This is a genomic window from Streptomyces sp. NPDC006207 (assembly GCF_040613835.1).
Lineage (GTDB): Bacteria > Actinomycetota > Actinomycetes > Streptomycetales > Streptomycetaceae > Actinacidiphila.
The window spans coordinates 1-17,472 of the sequence record NZ_JBEXSX010000009.1; the positions used below are offsets into that span (position 1 = coordinate 1).

The 17,472-nt window shown below is 74.2% G+C and carries 19 protein-coding genes and 1 pseudogene; 6 read left to right on the plus strand and 14 right to left on the minus strand.

What is annotated here, in order from left to right; all coding sequences use genetic code 11:
* From ABZ312_RS09035 to ABZ312_RS09050, 4 genes and pseudogenes are all read right to left on the minus strand, one after another.
* Window positions 1–190, minus strand: a pseudogene (locus ABZ312_RS09035) (ATP-binding protein); the annotation flags it as partial.
* A complete protein-coding gene (locus tag ABZ312_RS09040) occupies window positions 171–533 on the minus strand; it encodes a DUF742 domain-containing protein (RefSeq protein ID WP_500322680.1) in 363 nt (120 codons plus the stop codon). The gene ABZ312_RS09040 and the pseudogene ABZ312_RS09035, both read right to left, overlap by 20 nt.
* Window positions 530–916: a roadblock/LC7 domain-containing protein gene (locus tag ABZ312_RS09045; RefSeq protein ID WP_499600269.1), complete on the minus strand. Its 387-nt coding sequence runs from the start codon at window positions 914–916 to the stop codon at window positions 530–532. The genes ABZ312_RS09040 and ABZ312_RS09045 overlap by 4 nt, the downstream gene beginning before the upstream one ends.
* Window positions 917–939: 23 nt before the next feature.
* Window positions 940–2,511 (minus strand): sensor histidine kinase, encoded by a 1,572-nt coding sequence (locus ABZ312_RS09050; RefSeq protein WP_500322762.1) that lies wholly within the window; start codon window positions 2,509–2,511, stop codon window positions 940–942.
* 746 nt (window positions 2,512–3,257) lie between these two features.
* Here ABZ312_RS09050 and ABZ312_RS09055 point away from each other — a divergent pair.
* Together ABZ312_RS09055 and ABZ312_RS09060 are read left to right on the plus strand one after the other, a co-directional pair.
* Window positions 3,258–4,037: an SDR family NAD(P)-dependent oxidoreductase gene (locus tag ABZ312_RS09055; protein WP_500322679.1), complete on the plus strand. Its 780-nt coding sequence runs from the start codon at window positions 3,258–3,260 to the stop codon at window positions 4,035–4,037.
* Window positions 4,038–4,159: 122 nt separating this feature from the next.
* Window positions 4,160–6,607 carry a SpoIIE family protein phosphatase gene (locus ABZ312_RS09060; protein WP_500322678.1) on the plus strand — a complete coding sequence of 816 codons (2,448 nt, stop codon included), beginning with the start codon at window positions 4,160–4,162 and terminating at the stop codon, window positions 6,605–6,607.
* Window positions 6,608–6,619: 12 nt separating this feature from the next.
* On the opposite strand, the gene ABZ312_RS09065 is transcribed toward ABZ312_RS09060, so the two are convergent.
* Window positions 6,620–7,024 carry a VOC family protein gene (locus tag ABZ312_RS09065; RefSeq protein ID WP_500322677.1) on the minus strand — a complete coding sequence of 135 codons (405 nt, stop codon included), beginning with the start codon at window positions 7,022–7,024 and terminating at the stop codon, window positions 6,620–6,622.
* Between the two features lie 95 nt (window positions 7,025–7,119).
* On the opposite strand from ABZ312_RS09065, the gene ABZ312_RS09070 reads away from it, so the two are divergent.
* Window positions 7,120–8,106 (plus strand): sigma-70 family RNA polymerase sigma factor, encoded by a 987-nt coding sequence (locus ABZ312_RS09070; RefSeq protein ID WP_500322676.1) that lies wholly within the window; start codon window positions 7,120–7,122, stop codon window positions 8,104–8,106.
* On the opposite strand, the gene ABZ312_RS09075 is transcribed toward ABZ312_RS09070, so the two are convergent.
* The 3 genes from ABZ312_RS09075 to rho all read right to left on the minus strand — a co-directional run bounded on the left by ABZ312_RS09075 (window position 8,008) and on the right by rho (window position 10,349).
* On the minus strand, window positions 8,008–8,415 hold the full coding sequence (locus tag ABZ312_RS09075; protein WP_500436916.1) for an STAS domain-containing protein: 408 nt from the start codon (window positions 8,413–8,415) through the stop codon (window positions 8,008–8,010). The two genes, ABZ312_RS09070 and ABZ312_RS09075, sit on opposite strands and share 99 nt — an antisense overlap.
* Before the next feature lie 87 nt (window positions 8,416–8,502).
* Complete coding sequence (locus ABZ312_RS09080; protein WP_500436918.1) at window positions 8,503–9,168, minus strand: histone deacetylase; 666 nt, start codon at window positions 9,166–9,168, stop codon at window positions 8,503–8,505.
* 26 nt (window positions 9,169–9,194) lie between these two features.
* Window positions 9,195–10,349: a transcription termination factor Rho gene (gene rho / locus ABZ312_RS09085; protein ID WP_500322672.1), complete on the minus strand. Its 1,155-nt coding sequence runs from the start codon at window positions 10,347–10,349 to the stop codon at window positions 9,195–9,197.
* A 319-nt stretch (window positions 10,350–10,668) separates the two neighbouring features.
* Here rho and ABZ312_RS09090 point away from each other — a divergent pair, with 319 nt between their 5' ends.
* The gene (locus tag ABZ312_RS09090) at window positions 10,669–11,466 is read left to right on the plus strand and encodes a hypothetical protein (RefSeq protein WP_500436920.1); all 798 of its coding nucleotides are present in this window, start codon (window positions 10,669–10,671) and stop codon (window positions 11,464–11,466) included.
* A 16-nt stretch (window positions 11,467–11,482) separates the two neighbouring features.
* A complete protein-coding gene (locus ABZ312_RS09095) occupies window positions 11,483–11,827 on the plus strand; it encodes a hypothetical protein (protein ID WP_500322670.1) in 345 nt (114 codons plus the stop codon).
* 317 nt (window positions 11,828–12,144) lie between these two features.
* On the opposite strand, the gene ABZ312_RS09100 is transcribed toward ABZ312_RS09095, so the two are convergent.
* The 3 genes from ABZ312_RS09100 to ABZ312_RS09110 form a co-directional block, all read right to left on the minus strand.
* Window positions 12,145–12,291 (minus strand): hypothetical protein, encoded by a 147-nt coding sequence (locus tag ABZ312_RS09100; protein WP_500436922.1) that lies wholly within the window; start codon window positions 12,289–12,291, stop codon window positions 12,145–12,147.
* A 203-nt stretch (window positions 12,292–12,494) separates the two neighbouring features.
* Window positions 12,495–13,337, minus strand: a complete 843-nt coding sequence (locus tag ABZ312_RS09105) for a hypothetical protein (protein ID WP_500359259.1) — start codon at window positions 13,335–13,337, stop codon at window positions 12,495–12,497.
* On the minus strand, window positions 13,330–13,851 hold the full coding sequence (locus tag ABZ312_RS09110; protein WP_499512566.1) for a SigE family RNA polymerase sigma factor: 522 nt from the start codon (window positions 13,849–13,851) through the stop codon (window positions 13,330–13,332). Before ABZ312_RS09110 ends, ABZ312_RS09105 begins: the two co-directional genes overlap by 8 nt.
* 230 nt (window positions 13,852–14,081) lie before the next feature.
* Here ABZ312_RS09110 and ABZ312_RS09115 point away from each other — a divergent pair, with 230 nt between their 5' ends.
* The gene (locus tag ABZ312_RS09115; protein WP_499512567.1) at window positions 14,082–14,612 is read left to right on the plus strand and encodes a TerD family protein; all 531 of its coding nucleotides are present in this window, start codon (window positions 14,082–14,084) and stop codon (window positions 14,610–14,612) included.
* Window positions 14,613–14,682: 70 nt separating this feature from the next.
* On the opposite strand, the gene gdhA is transcribed toward ABZ312_RS09115, so the two are convergent.
* From gdhA to ABZ312_RS09130, 3 genes are all read right to left on the minus strand, one after another.
* Window positions 14,683–16,029, minus strand: coding sequence for an NADP-specific glutamate dehydrogenase (gene gdhA / locus ABZ312_RS09120; protein ID WP_500436924.1), 1,347 nt, complete (start codon window positions 16,027–16,029; stop codon window positions 14,683–14,685).
* 190 nt (window positions 16,030–16,219) lie between these two features.
* On the minus strand, window positions 16,220–16,729 hold the full coding sequence (locus ABZ312_RS09125; protein WP_499512569.1) for a hypothetical protein: 510 nt from the start codon (window positions 16,727–16,729) through the stop codon (window positions 16,220–16,222).
* Window positions 16,726–17,268: an RNA polymerase sigma factor gene (locus tag ABZ312_RS09130; protein ID WP_500436926.1), complete on the minus strand. Its 543-nt coding sequence runs from the start codon at window positions 17,266–17,268 to the stop codon at window positions 16,726–16,728. Before ABZ312_RS09130 ends, ABZ312_RS09125 begins: the two co-directional genes overlap by 4 nt.
* Between the last annotated feature and the right edge of the window lie 204 nt (window positions 17,269–17,472).

Consider the following 17,472-nt stretch of genomic DNA (forward strand, 5'->3'; position numbering starts at 1 on the left):
CACCGGCCTGGGTCATCGTCTCCTCGGTGGACAGCGGCCGGATCTCACTGACCGATCCGACCAGGGTCGTCTTGCCGACCCCGAAGCCCCCCACGATCACTATCTTGACCGCGGCGGCTGCCGATTCCGGCAGAGCGTCCTCACTCCGCGGCCCCCTGACGCCGAGCGCGTCAGAGCCTTTCAAGTCCATGCATCACCGCCTCAATCAGTGCAGCGTCGGGAAGAAGTGCGGGCGCGATCGGCGGTCGTGCCTCCACCCGCTTGTCGGCCAGCAGATCCGCGAGAAGTACGGTCACCACGCTGACCGGGAGGTTCAGGTACGCGGAGATCTCGGCGACGGACAGGGGAGAGGTGCACAGCCGCAGGATCGCGGCCTGTTCGGGCGCCATGCCCGGGGGCGGCCCCGAGCGGGCCCGTACCAGGGTGACCAGGTCGATGGCGGTCTCTTCCGAGGATCCGCTGCGCCCTCCCGTCACCACGTAGAGCCGCTCGGGGTTTCCGTTGTCCCACTCCTCCGCAGGACCGTCGCTCATACGGCCTGCCCGTCCCGGCGCGGAGGACTGGTCAGATGCGCGCCGATCCGTGCGACCAGGTCCCGCATCCGATTGCCCATGAGCCCGGCGTCGACGCCCTCGTCGGCGAGGACCGCGAGGTACGCACCCGCGCCCGCCGCCATGAGGTAGAAGAAGCCGCCGTCCACCTCGATGACGACCAGCCGCATCCGCCCGTCGCCGTGCGGGAACTCACCGGCGATGGCCGCCGCCAGGCTCTGCAGGCCCGCGCAGGCCGCGGCCAGGCGGTCGGCCGCGTCCGTGTCGCCGCCGTACTGGGCCATGCGCAGGCCGTCCGAGGACAGCACCACGACGTGCCGGGTCTCGGGGACGCCCGTCGCCAGGTCCTTGAGCATCCAGTCCATGTTGGCCCGCTGCTGAATCACGGCTACTCACCCTTATCTAACGTTTCGTCACTGTTGCTGTCAGAGGAGGTGGCAGTGCTCTCACCGGACACGGCGCTGGTGAAGGCCGCCAGCCACATGCCCGGTTGCACGGGCTCCTTGCCCGGCTTCGGGTCCGACGCGGCAGTGACCGAGCCGTCGGCGGGCACGGTGCCCATCCGCGCACCGGGGGCGGGAATCGGGGCCGCAGCGCGACGCCGCCGCTGGGGAAGTCCGTTCGCGGTCCTCTCGTGCACGACCGGCACGTCGTCCTCCGCCCAGGCGTGGGCGGCGGGCGGGGAGGGCCGGGGACCCGTGGCGGGGGCCGGGGCGGGCACGGGTGCCGTCCCGGAGTCGGACGCGCGCTGGTCCGGCACCACGGGCCGGGGGCCCGAGACGGAGCCGATGCCGTGCGCCAGACCGGTGGCGTTCGCCACCGTGGTGATGACGTCCTGCGGGACGATCACCACGGCGCGCACCCCGCCGTAGGCGGAGGAGCGCAGGGACACCTGGAAGTTCCACGTCGCCGCGAGGCGCCCGACGACGGCGAGGCCGAGGCGGGGGGTCTCGCCCAGGTCACCCAGGTCGAAGCCGGCCTGGGCCTCCGCCAGGGCGCGCTCGGCGCGGGTCCGGGACTCCTCGCTGAGGCCGACGCCGCCGTCCTCGATCTCGATGGCGATGCCGGACTGCACCTCGACGGCGGTGAGGTGGACCCTCGTGTGCGGCGGGGAGTAGCGGGTGGCGTTGTCCAGCAGCTCGGCGACCGCGTGGATCAGCGGCTCGACCGCGGGTCCGACGACGGCCACCTCCGTCACGGAGTGCAGTTCCACGCGGGTGTAGTCGGTGATGCGCGACATGGCGCCACGGAGCACGCTGAACAGGGGGACGGCCCGGCGCCACTGGCGTCCGGGGCGGGCGCCGCCGAGGACGGCGATGCTGTCCGCGAGCCGGCCGATGAGGGCGGTGCCGTGGTCGAGCTTGAGCAGGTCCCCGAAGACGTCGGGGGTGCGGCCGTGCCGGTCCTCCATCTCCCGCAGGTCACTGGCCTGCTGGTGGACGATGGCCTGCACGCGCCGGGCGATGTTGACGAAGGCACGCTGCGAGGACTCGCGGACGTCCTCCTCCGCGGACACGGCTTCCAGCACCGAGCGCAGCATCCGCTGATGGGCCCGCTGGAATCCGGGGGTGACGCCCTCGGCGTCCTCTTCGATGTCCTTGAGCACGTCGGCGACGAACTCGCCGCGCTGCAACCGCGCCACCGCGTTCGGCAGCTGCTCCCGTGCCAGCCGTTCGGTCTCCGCCTCCTGGCGGGAGAGCCGGAACTGCAGTTCTTCCTCGCGCCGTACGAGCTGCTCGCGCAGCGCCCGTACGGCAGTGCCCCGGCGGGCGGTCTCGGCGCCGAGGACGGCCACGGCCACCGTGGCGGTCACCCCGCACCACAGCACCGCCTCCCGGGCGGCCGACGGGACGGTCCATACGGCGACGGCGGTCACCGCCGCGACTATGCCGACCGGCAATAACCACGCGGACGTGGCGGTAGGCCGGCGGTCTCCGGGGGACGATCCAGCACGAACCATCAGCATCCTCAGGTGATCGCTAGTCATGGAACGAACACGACACGAGCAGGCGGAGTCCGGCCGCAGCGACCTGGGCAATCGGCACTCGGTCGGCATATCCGCCTGACCTGGCGTAATTGCTACAACACGCTGAGCCGCAAGTAGCATAGCCGCTTCCATTCCCTGGCTGATGCCGCCTCACGATGCCTTTGGCACATGCCGTTTGACGTATGGTTATCGGTTCTTCACCGTCGGCGCAAACCCCTCCCGGGCGCTCCCTCACCATCTGTGCGCCCACGATTCGATCATGAGCAATGACCGATATAAACTGTTTGACCACGGATGGCTCGATCGACGGCGACGCCGGTCCCCGCGCCCCGGGAGGCCCTCATGGGCGAGCAGGAACACGCCGGGCCGAACCCCCCAGCGAGCACCCCGGAACGCCGCTTCCCCACGTCACGCGCCCCCCGCGGGCTGCGCACCGGGCCGGGCCGCGGACGCTGGCGGGCGGTACGCGCGGGCGCCGCGGAGGGCGGCGGGGCCGAACCGGAGCGACCGGCTCCACGGCATGCGCCCGGGCGGTACGGCGGACCCCCAGGCGGCACGGCGGGAAAGCCCCGGCGTGCGCCGTCCGGCCGCGCGCGGTGCGCCCGCGCCGCGGGACCCCGGAGGGGCGCGAAAATTGGCTTCACTCTTAAGAGTGATGGGTACTTGCGCCCGGCCCGTTCGGGGAGCAATGTCACGCGCGCGGAGACCGGGGCCGGCCGATGACCGCCGGGGAACTGCAGGGGCTCGCCGCGATCGTCACCGGCGGCGCCACCGGGATCGGGCTCGCCACGGCGGAGACCCTGGCGGCGCGCGGCGCACGGGTGGCCGTACTGGACCAGGCCCCCGGCCGGGCACCGGCACACCTGCACGCGCTCGCCGCCGACATGGCCGACGACGCCTCCGTGCGGTGGGCGGTCGGCCGTGCCGTGGAGGACCTGGGCGGGCTGGACATCCTGGTCAACAACGCGGGCACCGGGGCCGTCGGAACCGTGGAGGAGAACCCGGACGGCGAGTGGCGCCGGGTGCTGGAGGTCAACCTCCTCGGCGTGGTCCGGGCGAGCCGGGCGGCGCTGCCGTACCTGCGCCGCTCCCGCTACGCGTCGATCGTCAACATCTCCTCGGTCACGGCCACGGCCGGACTCCCGCGCCAGGCGCTGTACGCGGCGAGCGAGGGCGCCGTCCTCGCGCTCACCCTGGCCATGGCCGCCGACCACCTGCCCGAGGGCGTCCGGGTCAACTGCGTCACCCCCGGCACCGTCGACACGCCCTGGGTGGAGCGGCTGATCGCGGCCGCCCCCGATCCGACGGCCGAGCGGGCCGCGCTCCAGGCCCGCCAGCCCAGCGGGCGCCTGGTCACCGCCCAGCAGGTCGCCGACGCCGTCGCCTACCTCGCCGGACCCTCGGCCGCGGCGGTCACCGGCACCGCGCTCCCCGTGGACGGCGGCCTGCACGCACTGCGCCCCACGCCTCCGCCCCTTCCCCCGGGGCCACCGCCCTGAGCGGTGCCGGACCGGGCCGGGACCGGTCCGGGGCCCGTCCGAAGCCGGTCCGCGCGAGGAGCCCCCGCGGACGGGACGTCCTAGCATGAAAGACACGGATCAGCGGAAATGGGACGCCCCTGATGGTCATGCCGGAGGGAAGCGCGGCGGCGCCGGCGAAGGCGCCGTTCGACCTTGCCTACGCCGCGTCGGCGCTGATCGACGGCGAGGGGACGATCATCGGCTGGACGGCCGCCGCGGAGCACCTGCTGGGCTACCCGGCCGCGGAGGCGCTGCACCGCCCCGCCGCGCAGCTGCTCGCCTCCCCCGGCCAGGCCGCCAGGGCCGCGGAGGTCGCCGCCCAGTGGCACGACCAGGACATCTGGGGCGGCCTGGTGGCCGCCCGGCACCGCGACGGACGCCGGATCGAGCTGGGCCTTCGGGTGTCCGCGCTGGCGTCGCCCGACGGGCACGAGCGCTGGCTGGTGTCCGCGATCGACCTGGCCAGGACCCCGTCGTGGGCGGTGAGCAGCGCCATCCTGGAGGGCTTCCTCAGCCGGTCCCCGATCGGCATGGCCGTGCTCACCCCCGACCTGCGGTACGTGTGGGTCAACGACACCCTGGAGCGTTTGGCCGGCGTGCCGCGCGAGCACCGCATCGGGATGCGCATGAGCGACTCCCTGCCCGGTCTGGACACCGAGGCGCTGGAGAACATCATGCGCGAGGTGCTGCTGACCGGTGAGCCGGTGATCGACCACGAATACCAGGGCTGGACGCTGGCCGCCCCCTACCGGGAGCGGTCCTTCTCCACCTCCTTCTACCGCCTGGACGACGCCGAGGGCCGGGTGATGGGCGTCTGCTACATGGGCATGGACGTCACCGACCGCTGGCGCGCACGGGGCCGGCTCGCGCTGCTCAACGAGGCCGGGGCCTGCATCGGCAGCACCCTGGACGTCACCCGCACCGCCCAGGAACTGGCGGACGTGTCGGTCCCGCGGCTCGCCGACTTCGTCACCGTCGACCTGCTGGAGCCGGTGCTGCGCGGCGACGAGCCGCCGGCCGGCGGCGGGCTGGGCCGCGTGCCGCTGCGCCGCGCCGGGATGCGCTCGGTGCACCCGGGCACCCCGGAGTCGATCGTCGCGCTCGGTGAGCGGATCAACGCCGGCGAGACCTCGCCGCACGTGCGCTGCATGACCTCCGGCCGGCCCGAGATCGAGGCCGACATCGCCATCGACCGCGCGTCGTGGCTCACCGACGACCCGGCCCGCGCGGCCAAGATCCGCGAGTTCGGGATGCGGTCGGTGATGTGGGTGCCGCTGCGGGCCCGGGGCACGGTCCTCGGCGTGGTGACCTTCATCCGGCACCGCAGGCCCGGCGCCTTCGAGCCGGACGACCTGCTGCTCGCCGAGGAGCTCGTGGCCCGCGCCGCGGTGTGCGTGGACAACGCCCGGCGCTGGACCCGCGAGCACGAGGCGGCGCTCACCCTGCAGCGCAGCCTGCTGCCGCAGACCCTGACCGGTGGCACGGCGCTGGAGGTCGCCTCCCGCTACCTGCCCACCGACATCCAGGACGGCGTGGGCGGCGACTGGTTCGACGTCATCCCGCTGTCCGGGGCGCGGATCGCGCTGGTGGTCGGGGACGTCGTCGGGCACGGGCTCACCGCGGCGGCGACGATGGGACGGCTGCGGACGGCCGTCCACACCCTCGCCGACATGGACCTCCCGCCCGACGAACTGCTGGCGCACCTGGACGACCTCATCATGCGGCTCACCGAGGAGGAGAGCGCCGACGCGTCGGTGGCCACCACCGTCACCGGCGCCACCTGCCTCTACGCCGTCTACGACCCGGTGACCCGGCGGCTGACGATGGCCCGCGCCGGGCACCCGCCGCCCGCGGTCGTCGACCCCTCCGGCCGCGTCACCTTCGCCGAACTGCCCGCCGGCCCGCCGCTCGGCCTGGGCGCCATGCCCTTCGAGTCCGCCGAGCTCGAACTGGCCGAGGGCAGCATCATCGCCCTCTACACCGACGGCCTGATCGACACCTTCGGCGAGGACGTCGACGTGGGCCTGGAGCGGCTCGCGCACGCCCTGGCCCACCCCGAACTGCCGCTGCAGGACCTGTGCTCGGCCGTGCTGGAGCGTCTGCTGCCCGGTCCGCCCGCCGACGACGTCGCCCTGCTCGTGGCCCGTACGCACGCGCTCACCACGGACCGGTTCGTCGCCTGGGACCTGCCGGTCGACCCGGCGGTCGTCAGCCGGGCCCGGGCGCTGGCCGCGCGCCAACTCGCCGAGTGGGGGCTGGAGGAGCTGCGGACGACCACCGAACTGGTCGTCAGCGAGCTGGTCACCAACGCCATCCGGCACGCCTCGGGCCCGATCCGGCTGCGGCTGATCCGGCAGTCGGTCTTCATCTGCGAGGTCTACGACGGCAGCAACACCGTGCCGCGGCTGCGGCACGCCCGGACCACCGACGAGGGCGGCCGCGGGCTCTTCCTCGTCGCCCAGCTGACCCGCCGGTGGGGCACCCGCTACACCGCGGACGGCAAGCTGATCTGGGCGGAGCAGGAGATCCCGGACGTCCACCCGGGCTGAGCGCGCGGCGCGTCAGTCCTGGAGGGCGGCCGGGTCCATGTGCACGACCTCCCACAGGTGGCCGTCCGGGTCCTGGAAGCTGCGGCCGTACATCGGCCCCTGGTCCATGGGCTCGTTCGAGGGCGACCCGCCCGAGGCCAGGGCCGCGTCGGCCAGCTCGTCCACGCGCTCCCGCGACTCGACGCCCAGGCAGAGGATGGACTCGGTGGTCTTCGTGGCGTCCGCGACCTCCTTCTTGGTGAACTGCCGGAAGAAGGGCTCGACGAGCAGCATCGCGAAGATGCCCTCGCCGATCACCATGCACGCGGCGTTGTCGTCGGTGAACCGGGGGTCGAAGGAGAAGCCGAGGCCGCCGAAGAAGGCCTTCGACCTGGGCAGGTCCTGCACGGGGAGGTTGACGAAGATCTGGGTCGGCATGGTCCGCCTCGTTCCGTTCCGGGGTTTGTGTCAGTGGTCTGTGCTGAAGTAGACCCGTGGACGCTCCGGAACTCATCGGAAGGCGGAGGAGAACCATGAGCGATCTCGCTGCACCCCCGGACGTGGCGCAGGAGCTGGAGCGCTACCGCGCGGAGCTGACCGGCTACTGCTACCGGATGCTGGGCTCGGCCTTCGAGGCGGAGGACGCCGTCCAGGAGACGATGGTGCGGGCCTGGCGGGCGTACGACCGCTTCGAGGGCCGCTCCAGCCTGCGTTCCTGGCTGTACCGCATCGCCACCAACGCGTGCCTGGACATCCTGGGCGGCACGGGGCGCCGGGCCCGCCCGATGGACCTGGCCTCCCCCGGCAGCGCCGACGGCCCGCTGCCCGGCACCCTGCCGGAGAGCACCTGGATCTCCCCCGCCCCCGACGGCCGCGTCCTGCCCGAGACGGGCGACCCCGCCGACCTCGCCGACCAGCGCGAGAGCGTGCGCCTGGCGTTCGTCGCCGCCCTGCAGCACCTCGCGCCGCGCCAGCGGGCCGTGCTCATCCTGCGGGAGGTGCTGGCCTGGAAGGCGGCCGAGGTCGCCGAATTGCTCGACACCACCGTCGCCTCGGTCAACAGCGCGCTGCAGCGGGCCCGCGCCGCCCTCGCCGCGGCCGGCCCCGCCACGACCGACCCGGCCCGTCCGCTCGACGAGGAGCAGCGCGCCCTGCTCGGCCGCTACGTCGCCGCCTTCGAGTCCTACGACCTCGACGCCCTCACCTCACTGCTCCACGAGGACGCCACGCTGTCCATGCCGCCCTTCGGCCTGTGGCTGCGCGGATCCGCGGACATCAAGGCCTGGATGCTCGGGCTCGGCTCCGGCTGCCGCGGTTCGCGGCTCGTCCCGGTCACGGCCAACGGCACACCGGGCTTCGGGCAGTACCGGCCCAGCCCCGACGGGGGTCACGAGCCGTGGGCGCTGCAGGTCATCGAGATATCAGAGGGCCGGATCACCGGGCTCAACTCCTTCCTCGACACCGAGCGGCTCTTCCCGCTGTTCGGCCTCCCCGCGCGCCTCGCACCCGAGGCCCGCTAGCCCGCCCAGCCCGGTGAGCACCAGCAGTTCCCGCAGCGCGCCCCCGGCGCCCCGCAGCCTGATCCGGCCGCCGTGGCGCCGGGCGGTCAGCTGCAACCGCGCTATGGCGTCGACCAGCACGACGTCCGGAGCGCCGTCGAGCCCGCCCACGTCGCACAGCACCGTCCCGCCGCCCCGCTCGGCCAGCAGCGCGCGCAGCCGCTCGACCAGCGGCGGGATCCCCGCGCGGTCGAGCCTGCCGGTCAGGACGAGCACGGCGGGCCCACCGCCCGGTCGGGACGCGGGCGGGGGCGGCGCGGGCCGGGCCATGGGCGACCTCCTGGGGCGGATGCGGGGATGCGTACCGCGTACGTCCCTAGGACCGGCGGCGGCGCCGTAATCCATCGGCGCCGCGCGTCACCGTCCGAGCAGCGCCGTGATCTCCCGCGGGTCCCAGGCCCCGTCGGCGCACTCCGCGAGGTAGGCCGCGATGCCGGGCAGGTCCCAGGCGCCCGTCTCGGCCAGGCCCTCGGCGATGTGCCGCAGGTAGGTCCCGGACGGCCTGACGTGCTCGGCCCCGCCGGAGCCCCAGGGGGCGGTGAAGGTGAGCACCGGGTGCCCGTCCACGTCCCCGGGGTACAGCAGCGTCTCGTACCGCCCGTCGCCCAGCCGGGCCCTGCCGCAGCGGAGCACCTCGGCGAGGTCGAGGTCGGAGCCCGGCGACCGGTACATCTCCTGGGCGGCGATGTCCGAGAACTGACCGACCGTCAGCAGGTGGGCCCTGGCGCGCACCCCGCCGCCCGGCACGTCGCCGTCGTAGAAGGCCCGGCCGCCCGACCAGACCGGCGACCGCGTCGCGAAGTACATCCGCCCCGGCAGTTCCAGCGGCACCGACCGCAGCGGCGGGCGCGCGTCCCGGCAGCCCGGGTACTCCCGGCAGCCGCCGGGGGGCACCCCGCCGGCGAGGTAGCTGTTGAGGCGCACGAGGTGGGTGTTGGAGCCGTAGGCCGCGTACCAGACGAAACCGGGCGGCCGGTCCGGCCGCACGGCACCCCGGGGCCCCACGCGCTGCGGTGTCGTCACCGCTCCATGATGCGGGCGCCGCGGGATCAGGCGGCCGGCACCGTGCCGCGGATCTGCCGCAGGAAGGCCGCGTTGTCCGGGGTCGCCCGCATCCGCTCCAGCAGCGTCTCGAAACTCCCCGCGCCACGCAGCACCCGCCGCAGACCGCGCGCGGCCGCCAGCTCCACAGGGCTGAGGAGCAGTTCCTCACGCCGGGTCCCCGACGGGCCGACGTCCACCGCCGGGAAGACCCGCCGGTCGGCCAGCCCCCGGTCCAGCCGCAACTCCATGTTGCCGGTGCTCTTCATCTCCTCGAAGAAGTAGTCGTCGGCGCGCGATCCGGTGTCGACCAGCGCGGTGGCGAGGATGGTCAGCGAACCGCCCTCCTCCGCGAGGCGCGCCGAGCCGAACAGCCGCTTCGGGCCGAGCAGCGCCGCCGCGTCGACACCGCCGGACAGCGTCCGTCCGCCCGAGGACGCCGCGTTGTTGTGCGCCCGGCACAGCCGGGTGAGGGAGTCCAGCAGCACGACCACGTCCCGGCCGGTCTCGACCAGGCGCTTGGCCCGCTCGACGGCCAGTTCGGCGACGGCGATGTGCTGCTTGGGCGTGCGGTCGAAGGTCGAGGCGACGACCTCACCCCGCACCGCCCGCCGCATGTCGGTGACCTCCTCCGGTCGTTCGTCCAGGAGCACCACCATCAGGTGGCACTCGGGGTGGTTGTCCGCGACGGCGTCGGCCAGCCGCCGCAGCAGCATCGTCTTGCCGGCCTTCGGCGGCGCCACGATCAGCCCGCGCTGACCCTTGCCGACGGGGGCCAGCAGGTCCACGACACGGGTGGTCAGGCCGCCCTGCGGGCACTCCAGGCGCAGCCGCTCGGACGGGTGGAGCGGGGTCAGGTCCGCGAAGTGCCGCCGCCCGCGGGCCAGGCCGGCGGGCAGCCCGCCGACCTGGTCGGCCCGTACGAGGGCGCGGGAGCGACCGGCCGTGGCCACGCCTTCGACGGCGTCGCCCTTGCGCAACCCGTGCCGCCTGATGACCTCCGGCGGCACCGGGACGTCGTGCGGGCCCTGCGCGTAACCGGCGGTGCGCAGGAAGCCGCGCCCGCCCTCGACGTCGAGGACCCCGGCGACGGCGACGAGCCGTTCGCCCGAGGGGGAGGAAGCAGGAGCGGGGGTGGGGGTGGTGGTGGGAGCTGTGGACATACGTGGTCCTCGGGGGAAGGGCGCGTACGGCGGCGGAATCGGCCGGCCGCCGGGACACGCGGCGCAAGAGGCGGAGCCTCGGGGAGATCGCCGACGCGGGGCGCGGGCGAGGGGGAACACCGCAGTGACTGCGGGAGCGGACCGCCGGGCGGTCACGCGGGGAGCACCGGCGCCGAAGAGGGGCGCACAGCCGTGCTCCTCGCACTGTAGCACCACGACCCCGGGCGGGGGACCGCCGCGATGTCGCGAACCTGTCACACCCCGGTCCGGATACGGCACGGCCAACCGCCCCGGCCCCGGGGGCGGTTACGGTCGCCGGGTGAAGTCCGTGCCGATCGCCGCCGTCGCCGTGGCCGCGCTGCTGGCCGTCCCCGCGTGCACGGCGCCCTCCGGCGGACGACCCTCCCCCGCGACCGCCTCCGCCGACGGACAGGAGGTCAGGGCGGTCATGCCCACCTGGATCCACGGGCTGCGGGTCATCGGCGCCCGGGGCTCCGGCGGCGCCTGCCGCTGGTCGACGAGCTACCCGTCCGTGCCGGGCGCACGGCCGCTGACCCGGACGCTCGACCGCGAGGTGCGGCGCGGGCTGCGGGACTTCCTGGCCGCGCACGGCCACGGTGCCGGCTGCGCGGGCGAGTTCACCATCTCGTACACGTTCCTGGCCGCCTCCGGGGACGTGCTCGGCGTCCAGCTGACGACGGCCGAGGGCACCGCCGCCGGGGACGGCACCACCTCCGGGAGCGGCACCACGACGGCCACGTACTGGTACGACGGCCGCTCCGGCGAGGTGCTGCCCGCCCTCGCCATGGTCGCCCCGGACGCGGCCGGCGACCTCGCCGGGCACCTGGTCCGGGTGCTCGCCGCCCGCGCCGGCCACGACCCGCGCGGGCTCCGCGCGCTGCAGGACCCGGCGGCCCGCCGCGCCGTCCTGGACGACCTGGCCTTCACCGGCTGCGGGAACCTGGTCGTGACGTTCGACCGGGGCGAGGTGGCGGCCCCGCCCACGGGCCGGCAGAAGGTCGTGCTCCCGCGCGCCGCCGTGGAGCCGCTGCTGTCCGCGTTCGGGCGGCGCGTCCAGCGGCAGGCGATGCGTCCCCGCCACGAGCAGGACGGCTGACACCGATACTGGAGGCGTGCGCCGGACCTTCGCCCACGACGCGGTCGTGACCCTCGCCCCCGGCGGCGACGAGCGCGCCCCAGGTGCCGCGGTCACCGTCGCCCTGTGCGGTCACTGGGAGCACGATCCGCCGTGCCCCCTCGCGCCCCACCACACCGCCGTCACGGCCGGGCCCGGCGGCGCACTGCGGCTGCGCGTGCTGTTCGCGTCCGCGCCCGGCGACGAGGCCGAGGTCCGCCGCCGGATCGACGCCGCCCTGGCGGCGGGCGGACTCGGCGCCACCCACTGGGAGTTCGGCGGCTCCCGGCCGGGCGAGCCACGGCCCGACGAGGCCGCGCACGCGGCACGTCTCAGCGCGTGAGCGAGGCCGCGTCCCCCATCACGACGACCGGGTTGCAGGGCCGGGTCCAGCGTCCGCAGCAACTGCCGCATGTGGGCCTCGGACAACGCGACGCACCCCTGCGTGGGCCCCTCGTGGTCGACGTGGAACCAGATGCCACCGCCCATGTCCGCGCCCATCGGCCGGGTCCGGTCCTGCGGCGACGTGCCGGGCTCGCGGCTGTAGTTGATGGACACGCCGTAGTCGAACGAACCCGTCAGTGGTTCCCCTCCAGGCCGGTGCCCCTGATGAAGACCCACCGGAGTGGTCGTACGGGAGCCGGGTGCCCGGGTCGGCCATCAGGCCCCGGCGTCGGTGAGGCCGAACACCCCGATCGGCGAGCGCTCGTCGCCGCTGCGGTGGTCGTCGGTCCACCCGCGCTGCCCGTTGCGCGCGGGCCATCTCGCGCCGCCGCGCCAGCCGTCGGGGGTCCCCTCGTAGACCACGACCCGCGACCGGGACGCGTTCCGGCCACGCCGGTCACCACGACGACCTGGCGCGCGTCGTCCGGGGGTGACCGCGGCGGACGAATTCGGGCATGAAGGCGCCTTTCGTCTCGTCCACGGGAGAGCGCGATCAAGGAGAAGCGCCAGGCCGGAGGGACTCCGTGGAGCGGACGGCCCGGTCCCCGGCCGGTCAGCCCAGTGGGTCAGCCCGTGCCCGTACCGGTCGGACGGTCCGGACCGGTCGGCCCGCCGGGGGACGCCGAGGTGTAGCTCGCGGCCTTGAGGCCGGCCGTGACCGCGGCGATGGTGTCCTTCGCCGTACGGTTGAAACAGGCGCTGACCACGAGCCCGACGGAGGACGCGGGGTCCGGGTCCTCCCCCCAGGCCGTGAGCTCCCACTGGCCGCCGAGCGCGCGGCAGCCCTCGCCCGCGGACGCCACGCCCTTCACCACGAACCGGCCGGACCCCGTGCCGTCGCCCACGGGCGCCCCCACCTGTTCGAAGGCGATCAGCACCCCGCCCTCGGCGACCTGGTCCACGGGCGGGCAGACCGGGTAGCGGATCATCTCCTGCTTCGTGCACCCGCTGCGCTCGTGGAGCGGTCCGGAGCCGACGAACCCGACCACCAGGCCCCGCGGGTCGGTGGTCACGAGGGACCGCCAGCCCTCGCCGGGCAGTTTCAGCGTCAGCCCGGACAGCGCGTCCAGGCTGACCAGCGCGTAGTCGGCGTGCGTGCTCCCCGTCGACGTCGGCAGGGGGGACCCCGGGGCGGGCACCGCGCGGGACGGGGACGCGGCGGGGAGGACCTGCTGCCCCCGGGGCGTCACGGGACCCGCGGGCTGCAGCAACGCGGCGGCCACCACCGCCGCCGCCGTGACGCCGCCGACCGCGGCCAGCGCCCCGGCGGCCACCCGGCGCCGCCTGCGCCTCCGTACCCGCCGCCTGATCTGCGCCATCCGGTCGTGGGGCGCGGTCGGCTGCGGCACGGCGCGCTCCAGCAGCACGCTCAGCTCCCACTCCTCCTCCGGCTCTGGCTCCTCATCCACACCGCTCACCACCCTTCGCCAGGCTCGGCACCGCCGCGACCTGCCCCCGCAGCATGGCCAGCGCCTTGGCGGCCTGGCTCTTCACCGTGCCCGGCCGGCAGCCCAGCACCTCGGCGGTCTCCTCGACGCTCAGGTCCTCGAAGTAGCGCAGCACGACCACCGCCCGCTGCCGCGCGGGCAGCCGGCGTATCAGCACCGCGAGCGACTGCTCCAGGTCGACCGAGGCGAAGGGGTCCGCCACCGCCGTCACCGTGTCCGGCACCTCGCCGTGCGGCACCTCGCCCCGCCAGCGGCGCTGCCACCACGACGAGGCCGTGTTCACCAGGGCCCTGCGCACGTACGCTTCCGGGTTCTCCGCGGCTATGCCCCGCCACTTCGGCCACACCTTGGCCAGGACCGTCTGCAGCAGGTCCTCCGCCAGGTGCGTGTCCCCGGTCAGCAGCCAGGCGACCCGCAGCAACCGCGGCCCGCGCGCGGCGACGAACTCCTCGAAGTCCGTCTCCGCATCCCTCACCGTGGTGTCCTTGCCATCGTGTTCCTGTCCGTGCTCCCAGCAGCCTCACACCCGCATGAACCGTCTGGGACCCCGGACCGGTTGCCAGGAATCCGGGATCGCCCTCGTTCGTTGCCGCCTCGGACGGACGCGCGGCACGCGCTCGTCCCCCAACTGACGGCAGATGAAAGGGCGTTCCCTGTGACAGCCGCCTCCGCACCCGACCAGCCGGAAGCAAGGAGAGCCAGCCAGTGAGCAATGTCACCAAAGGCCTCGGCAAGGTCGAGGTCCGGCTCAAGTGGGACCCCAGCCCGCTCGGCGCACCCGCCAGCGACCTGGACATCGTCGCGGCCACCTACAGCGCCGCCGACCCGCACGGCGTCCCGGCGTACCTCGTCCACTTCGACAGCCGCTCCCCGGACGGCACCATCACGCTCAACCGCGACAGCAAAACCGGCAAGGGGCTGGGCTTCGACGAGATCATGACCCTCGAACTCGACCGGCTCGGTGCCGCCTACCACCGGGTCGTCGTCGGTGTCGTCGTGCAGCAGCGCGACGGCCGGATGACCTTCGGCGACGTCGCGGGCACCGGCGTGCACGTGGTCGAGGGCCACACCGACCTCGCCGCCTCCGACCTCGGCGAGGTCGCGGCCGCCACGGCCGCCACCGTCGGCGAATTCCGCCGGGGCGACTCCGGCGAGTGGCGCTTCCGCTCCGGCGTCCGCGGGTACGACGCCGATCCGGTGGCCTTCGCCCGTGTGATGGGCGGCGACGCCTCCTGATCGCCGCCGGGAACGCCCGTGCCCTCCCGCGCGCGTCGCGGGAGGGCACGGGCACCACTGGGGGCGGGCTCTAGACGACGCCCTGCGCCGTCATGGCCTCGGCCACGCGCAGGAAGCCCGTGACGTTGGCGCCGAGGACGTAGTCGTCCGGCGTGCCGCCGTACGCCGCGGCGGTGGCCCGGCAGTGGGTGTGGACGTCGCGCATCACCTGCGCGAGCCGGGCCTCGGTCCGCTCGAAGGTCCACAGCTCGCGGGAGGCGTTCTGCTGCATCTCCAGCGCCGAGGTCGCCACACCGCCCGCGTTGGCCGCCTTGCCCGGGCCGAAGAGCACGTCCGCCTCCCGGAACACCTCGATCGCCTCCGGGGTGCACGGCATGTTCGCGCCCTCGGCGACCGCCAGCACGCCGTTCTTCACCAGCGTCCCGGCGTCCTCACCGTCCAGCTCGTTCTGCGTGGCGCAGGGCAGCACGACGTCGCACGGCACGTCGAAGACCGAGCCGCGCTCGGAGTACCGCGCCGAGGGCTTGGCCTCCGCGTACGCCGACAGCCGCGCCCTGCGCACCTCCTTGATCTCCTTCAGCAGCTCCAGGTCGATGCCGGCCTCGTCGACGACGTAGCCGCCGGAGTCCGAGCAGGCCACCACCGAGCCGCCCAGCGCGCGCACCTTCTCGATCGCGTAGACGGCGACGTTGCCCGCCCCGGAGACCACCGCCCTGCGCCCCTCGAAGCCCTGCCCGCGCGTGGCCAGCATCTCGGCCGCGAAGTACACCGCCCCGTACCCCGTCGCCTCGGTCCGCGCGTGCGAGCCGCCCCAGGCGACGCCCTTGCCGGTCAGCACGCCCGCCTCGAAGCGGTTGGTGATCCGCTTGTACTGCCCGAAGAGGTAGCCGATCTCCCGGCCGCCCACGCCGATGTCCCCGGCCGGCACATCGGTGTGCTCGCCCAGGTGCCGGTGGAGCTCGGTCATGAACGACTGGCAGAAGCGCATGACCTCGCCGTCGGAACGGCCCTTGGGGTCGAAGTCGGAGCCGCCCTTGCCGCCGCCGATCGCCAGCCCGGTCAGCGCGTTCTTGAAGATCTGCTCGAAGCCGAGGAACTTCACGATGCCGAGGTCCACGCTCGGGTGGAAGCGCAGACCTCCCTTGTACGGGCCGAGCGCGCTGCTGAACTCCACCCGGAAGCCCCGGTTGACCTGCACCCGTCCCTGATCGTCCACCCACGGCACCCGGAAGATCACCTGCCGCTCCGGCTCGCACATCCGCTCCGCGATCCGGGTCCCCAGGTACTCGGGGTGCCGTTCCAGCGCCGGCGCCAGCGAGCGCAGCACCTCCCCCACCGCCTGGTGGAACTCCGTCTCGCCGGCATTGCGCCGGCAGACGTCCGCGTAGACGGCCTCGATGTGAGCACTGACGTTCATGCGCGCCTTCCCTCGTCCGATGTCCCGGACGCGCTCGCCGTGGCGCCGCGTCCGGCCGTTGCCGTGTCAACGAGTACGGATGGAAGAAAGCAAGGTGTCACCCGGAGCAACTCCGCACACCGAAAGCCACCGGGTCACCCGTACGGGCCGCGCCCTTTTGGTATGGGCGCGGCCCCGCGACGCGGACGGGCTACCCGACGGGAATCGGCCGGGCCCCGATGCGGGCGCAGGCCTGGTCCTGGTCGAGGCCGTCGGCGGGCCAGACGACCTTGCCGGCGGCGCCGGGGTGGTAGCAGGCCGCGAAGGACGTGGGGACGGGCTCGGACGGCCCCCACATCTGCTCCCAGCGCCCGGCGCAGGCCTTGCCCGGGTCCCTGGGGTCGAAGGCCTTGATCGCGTCGGACGGCAGACCCGAGAGGTCCGCGTCGCGCGACAGCGTCCGGGCGCACATCACCTGCGCCCCGGCGTCCTTCCCCCACGGCAGTCCCCCGGCGACGGCGACCACCCCGCCGCCGGCCAGCGCGGCGACGACCGCGCCGCCGGCCACGGCGACCCGCAGCGACCGCCGCCGCGTGCTCCGCGGCGCCGCCCGGTCCAGCACGGACCGCAGCGTCTCCCGCCCGTCCGCCGACCGCGCCCAGCCGTCGGCACCCTGCGGGCGCAGCTCCCGGACGGCGTCCAGGACAGGGTCGTTCGTCATGCGTGTACCTCCGAATCGAGCGGGGTGAAGGATGCGGGTCGCGGCTCCAGGGCCGCGCGGAACCTCTTGCGGGCCCGGTGCAGCCGCAGCGCGTAGGCCGCCCTGCTGCAACCCAGGGCCTTGGCCGCCTGCTGCGCGCTCAGGTCGTACCAGCCCGTGAGCAGCAGCACTTCGCGGTCGCTCTCGGACAGCGACATCAGCACCCGGAACACGCGCTCACGGTCGCCTATGCGGTCCTCGAACACCTCCTGCGGCGCGCGGTCCATCACCGCGGCCATCCGTGCCGCGAGCGCCTGCCTCCGCAGGTCCGACCGCACGCGGTTGGCGAGCAGCCGGCGCGCCGCCGCCAGCAGCCAGGGCAACGCGTCCTCCGGTGCGGACCGCTGCTTCCGCCAGGCCAGCAGGAAGGTCTCCGAGAGCACGTCCTGCGCGGTCTCGCGATCCGTACGGTGCATCAGGTAACCCATCACCTTGTCGGCATGGGCCTCGAACCACTCCTCCACGATCCCGTGCCCTCGCGGACCCTCACGTGCCGTCATGCGCACCCTTCCCTCCCAGAACAGGCTGTCACTGGGGAATGTCCGGCACGGCCCCGCCGATTACAGCGCCACCCCGGCGGCGCGTCGGCACGTCCGACGAGTACCGATCCGTCCCGGTTCGGTCACGACGACGTCACAGACCGCGATCGCGCCCGTGCGGACCGTGATGTTCTGGCACGGTTTCCCCCACACCTACACGACTCA

Excerpts from the sequence above, each read along its gene's own strand:
- ABZ312_RS09040 (WP_500322680.1), bottom strand. The coding sequence starts at position 533 with ATGAGCGACGGTCCTGCGGAGGAGTGGGACAACGGAAACCCCGAGCGG.
- ABZ312_RS09045 (WP_499600269.1), bottom strand. The coding sequence starts at position 916 with ATGGACTGGATGCTCAAGGACCTGGCGACGGGCGTCCCCGAGACCCGG.
- ABZ312_RS09050 (WP_500322762.1), bottom strand. The coding sequence starts at position 2,511 with ATGGTTCGTGCTGGATCGTCCCCCGGAGACCGCCGGCCTACCGCCACG.
- ABZ312_RS09055 (WP_500322679.1), top strand. The coding sequence starts at position 3,258 with ATGACCGCCGGGGAACTGCAGGGGCTCGCCGCGATCGTCACCGGCGGC.
- ABZ312_RS09060 (WP_500322678.1), top strand. The coding sequence starts at position 4,160 with ATGGTCATGCCGGAGGGAAGCGCGGCGGCGCCGGCGAAGGCGCCGTTC.
- ABZ312_RS09065 (WP_500322677.1), bottom strand. The coding sequence starts at position 7,024 with ATGCCGACCCAGATCTTCGTCAACCTCCCCGTGCAGGACCTGCCCAGG.
- ABZ312_RS09070 (WP_500322676.1), top strand. The coding sequence starts at position 7,120 with ATGAGCGATCTCGCTGCACCCCCGGACGTGGCGCAGGAGCTGGAGCGC.
- ABZ312_RS09075 (WP_500436916.1), bottom strand. The coding sequence starts at position 8,415 with ATGGCCCGGCCCGCGCCGCCCCCGCCCGCGTCCCGACCGGGCGGTGGG.
- rho (WP_500322672.1), bottom strand. The coding sequence starts at position 10,349 with ATGTCCACAGCTCCCACCACCACCCCCACCCCCGCTCCTGCTTCCTCC.
- gdhA (WP_500436924.1), bottom strand. The coding sequence starts at position 16,029 with ATGAACGTCAGTGCTCACATCGAGGCCGTCTACGCGGACGTCTGCCGG.
- ABZ312_RS09125 (WP_499512569.1), bottom strand. The coding sequence starts at position 16,729 with ATGACGAACGACCCTGTCCTGGACGCCGTCCGGGAGCTGCGCCCGCAG.
- ABZ312_RS09130 (WP_500436926.1), bottom strand. The coding sequence starts at position 17,268 with ATGACGGCACGTGAGGGTCCGCGAGGGCACGGGATCGTGGAGGAGTGG.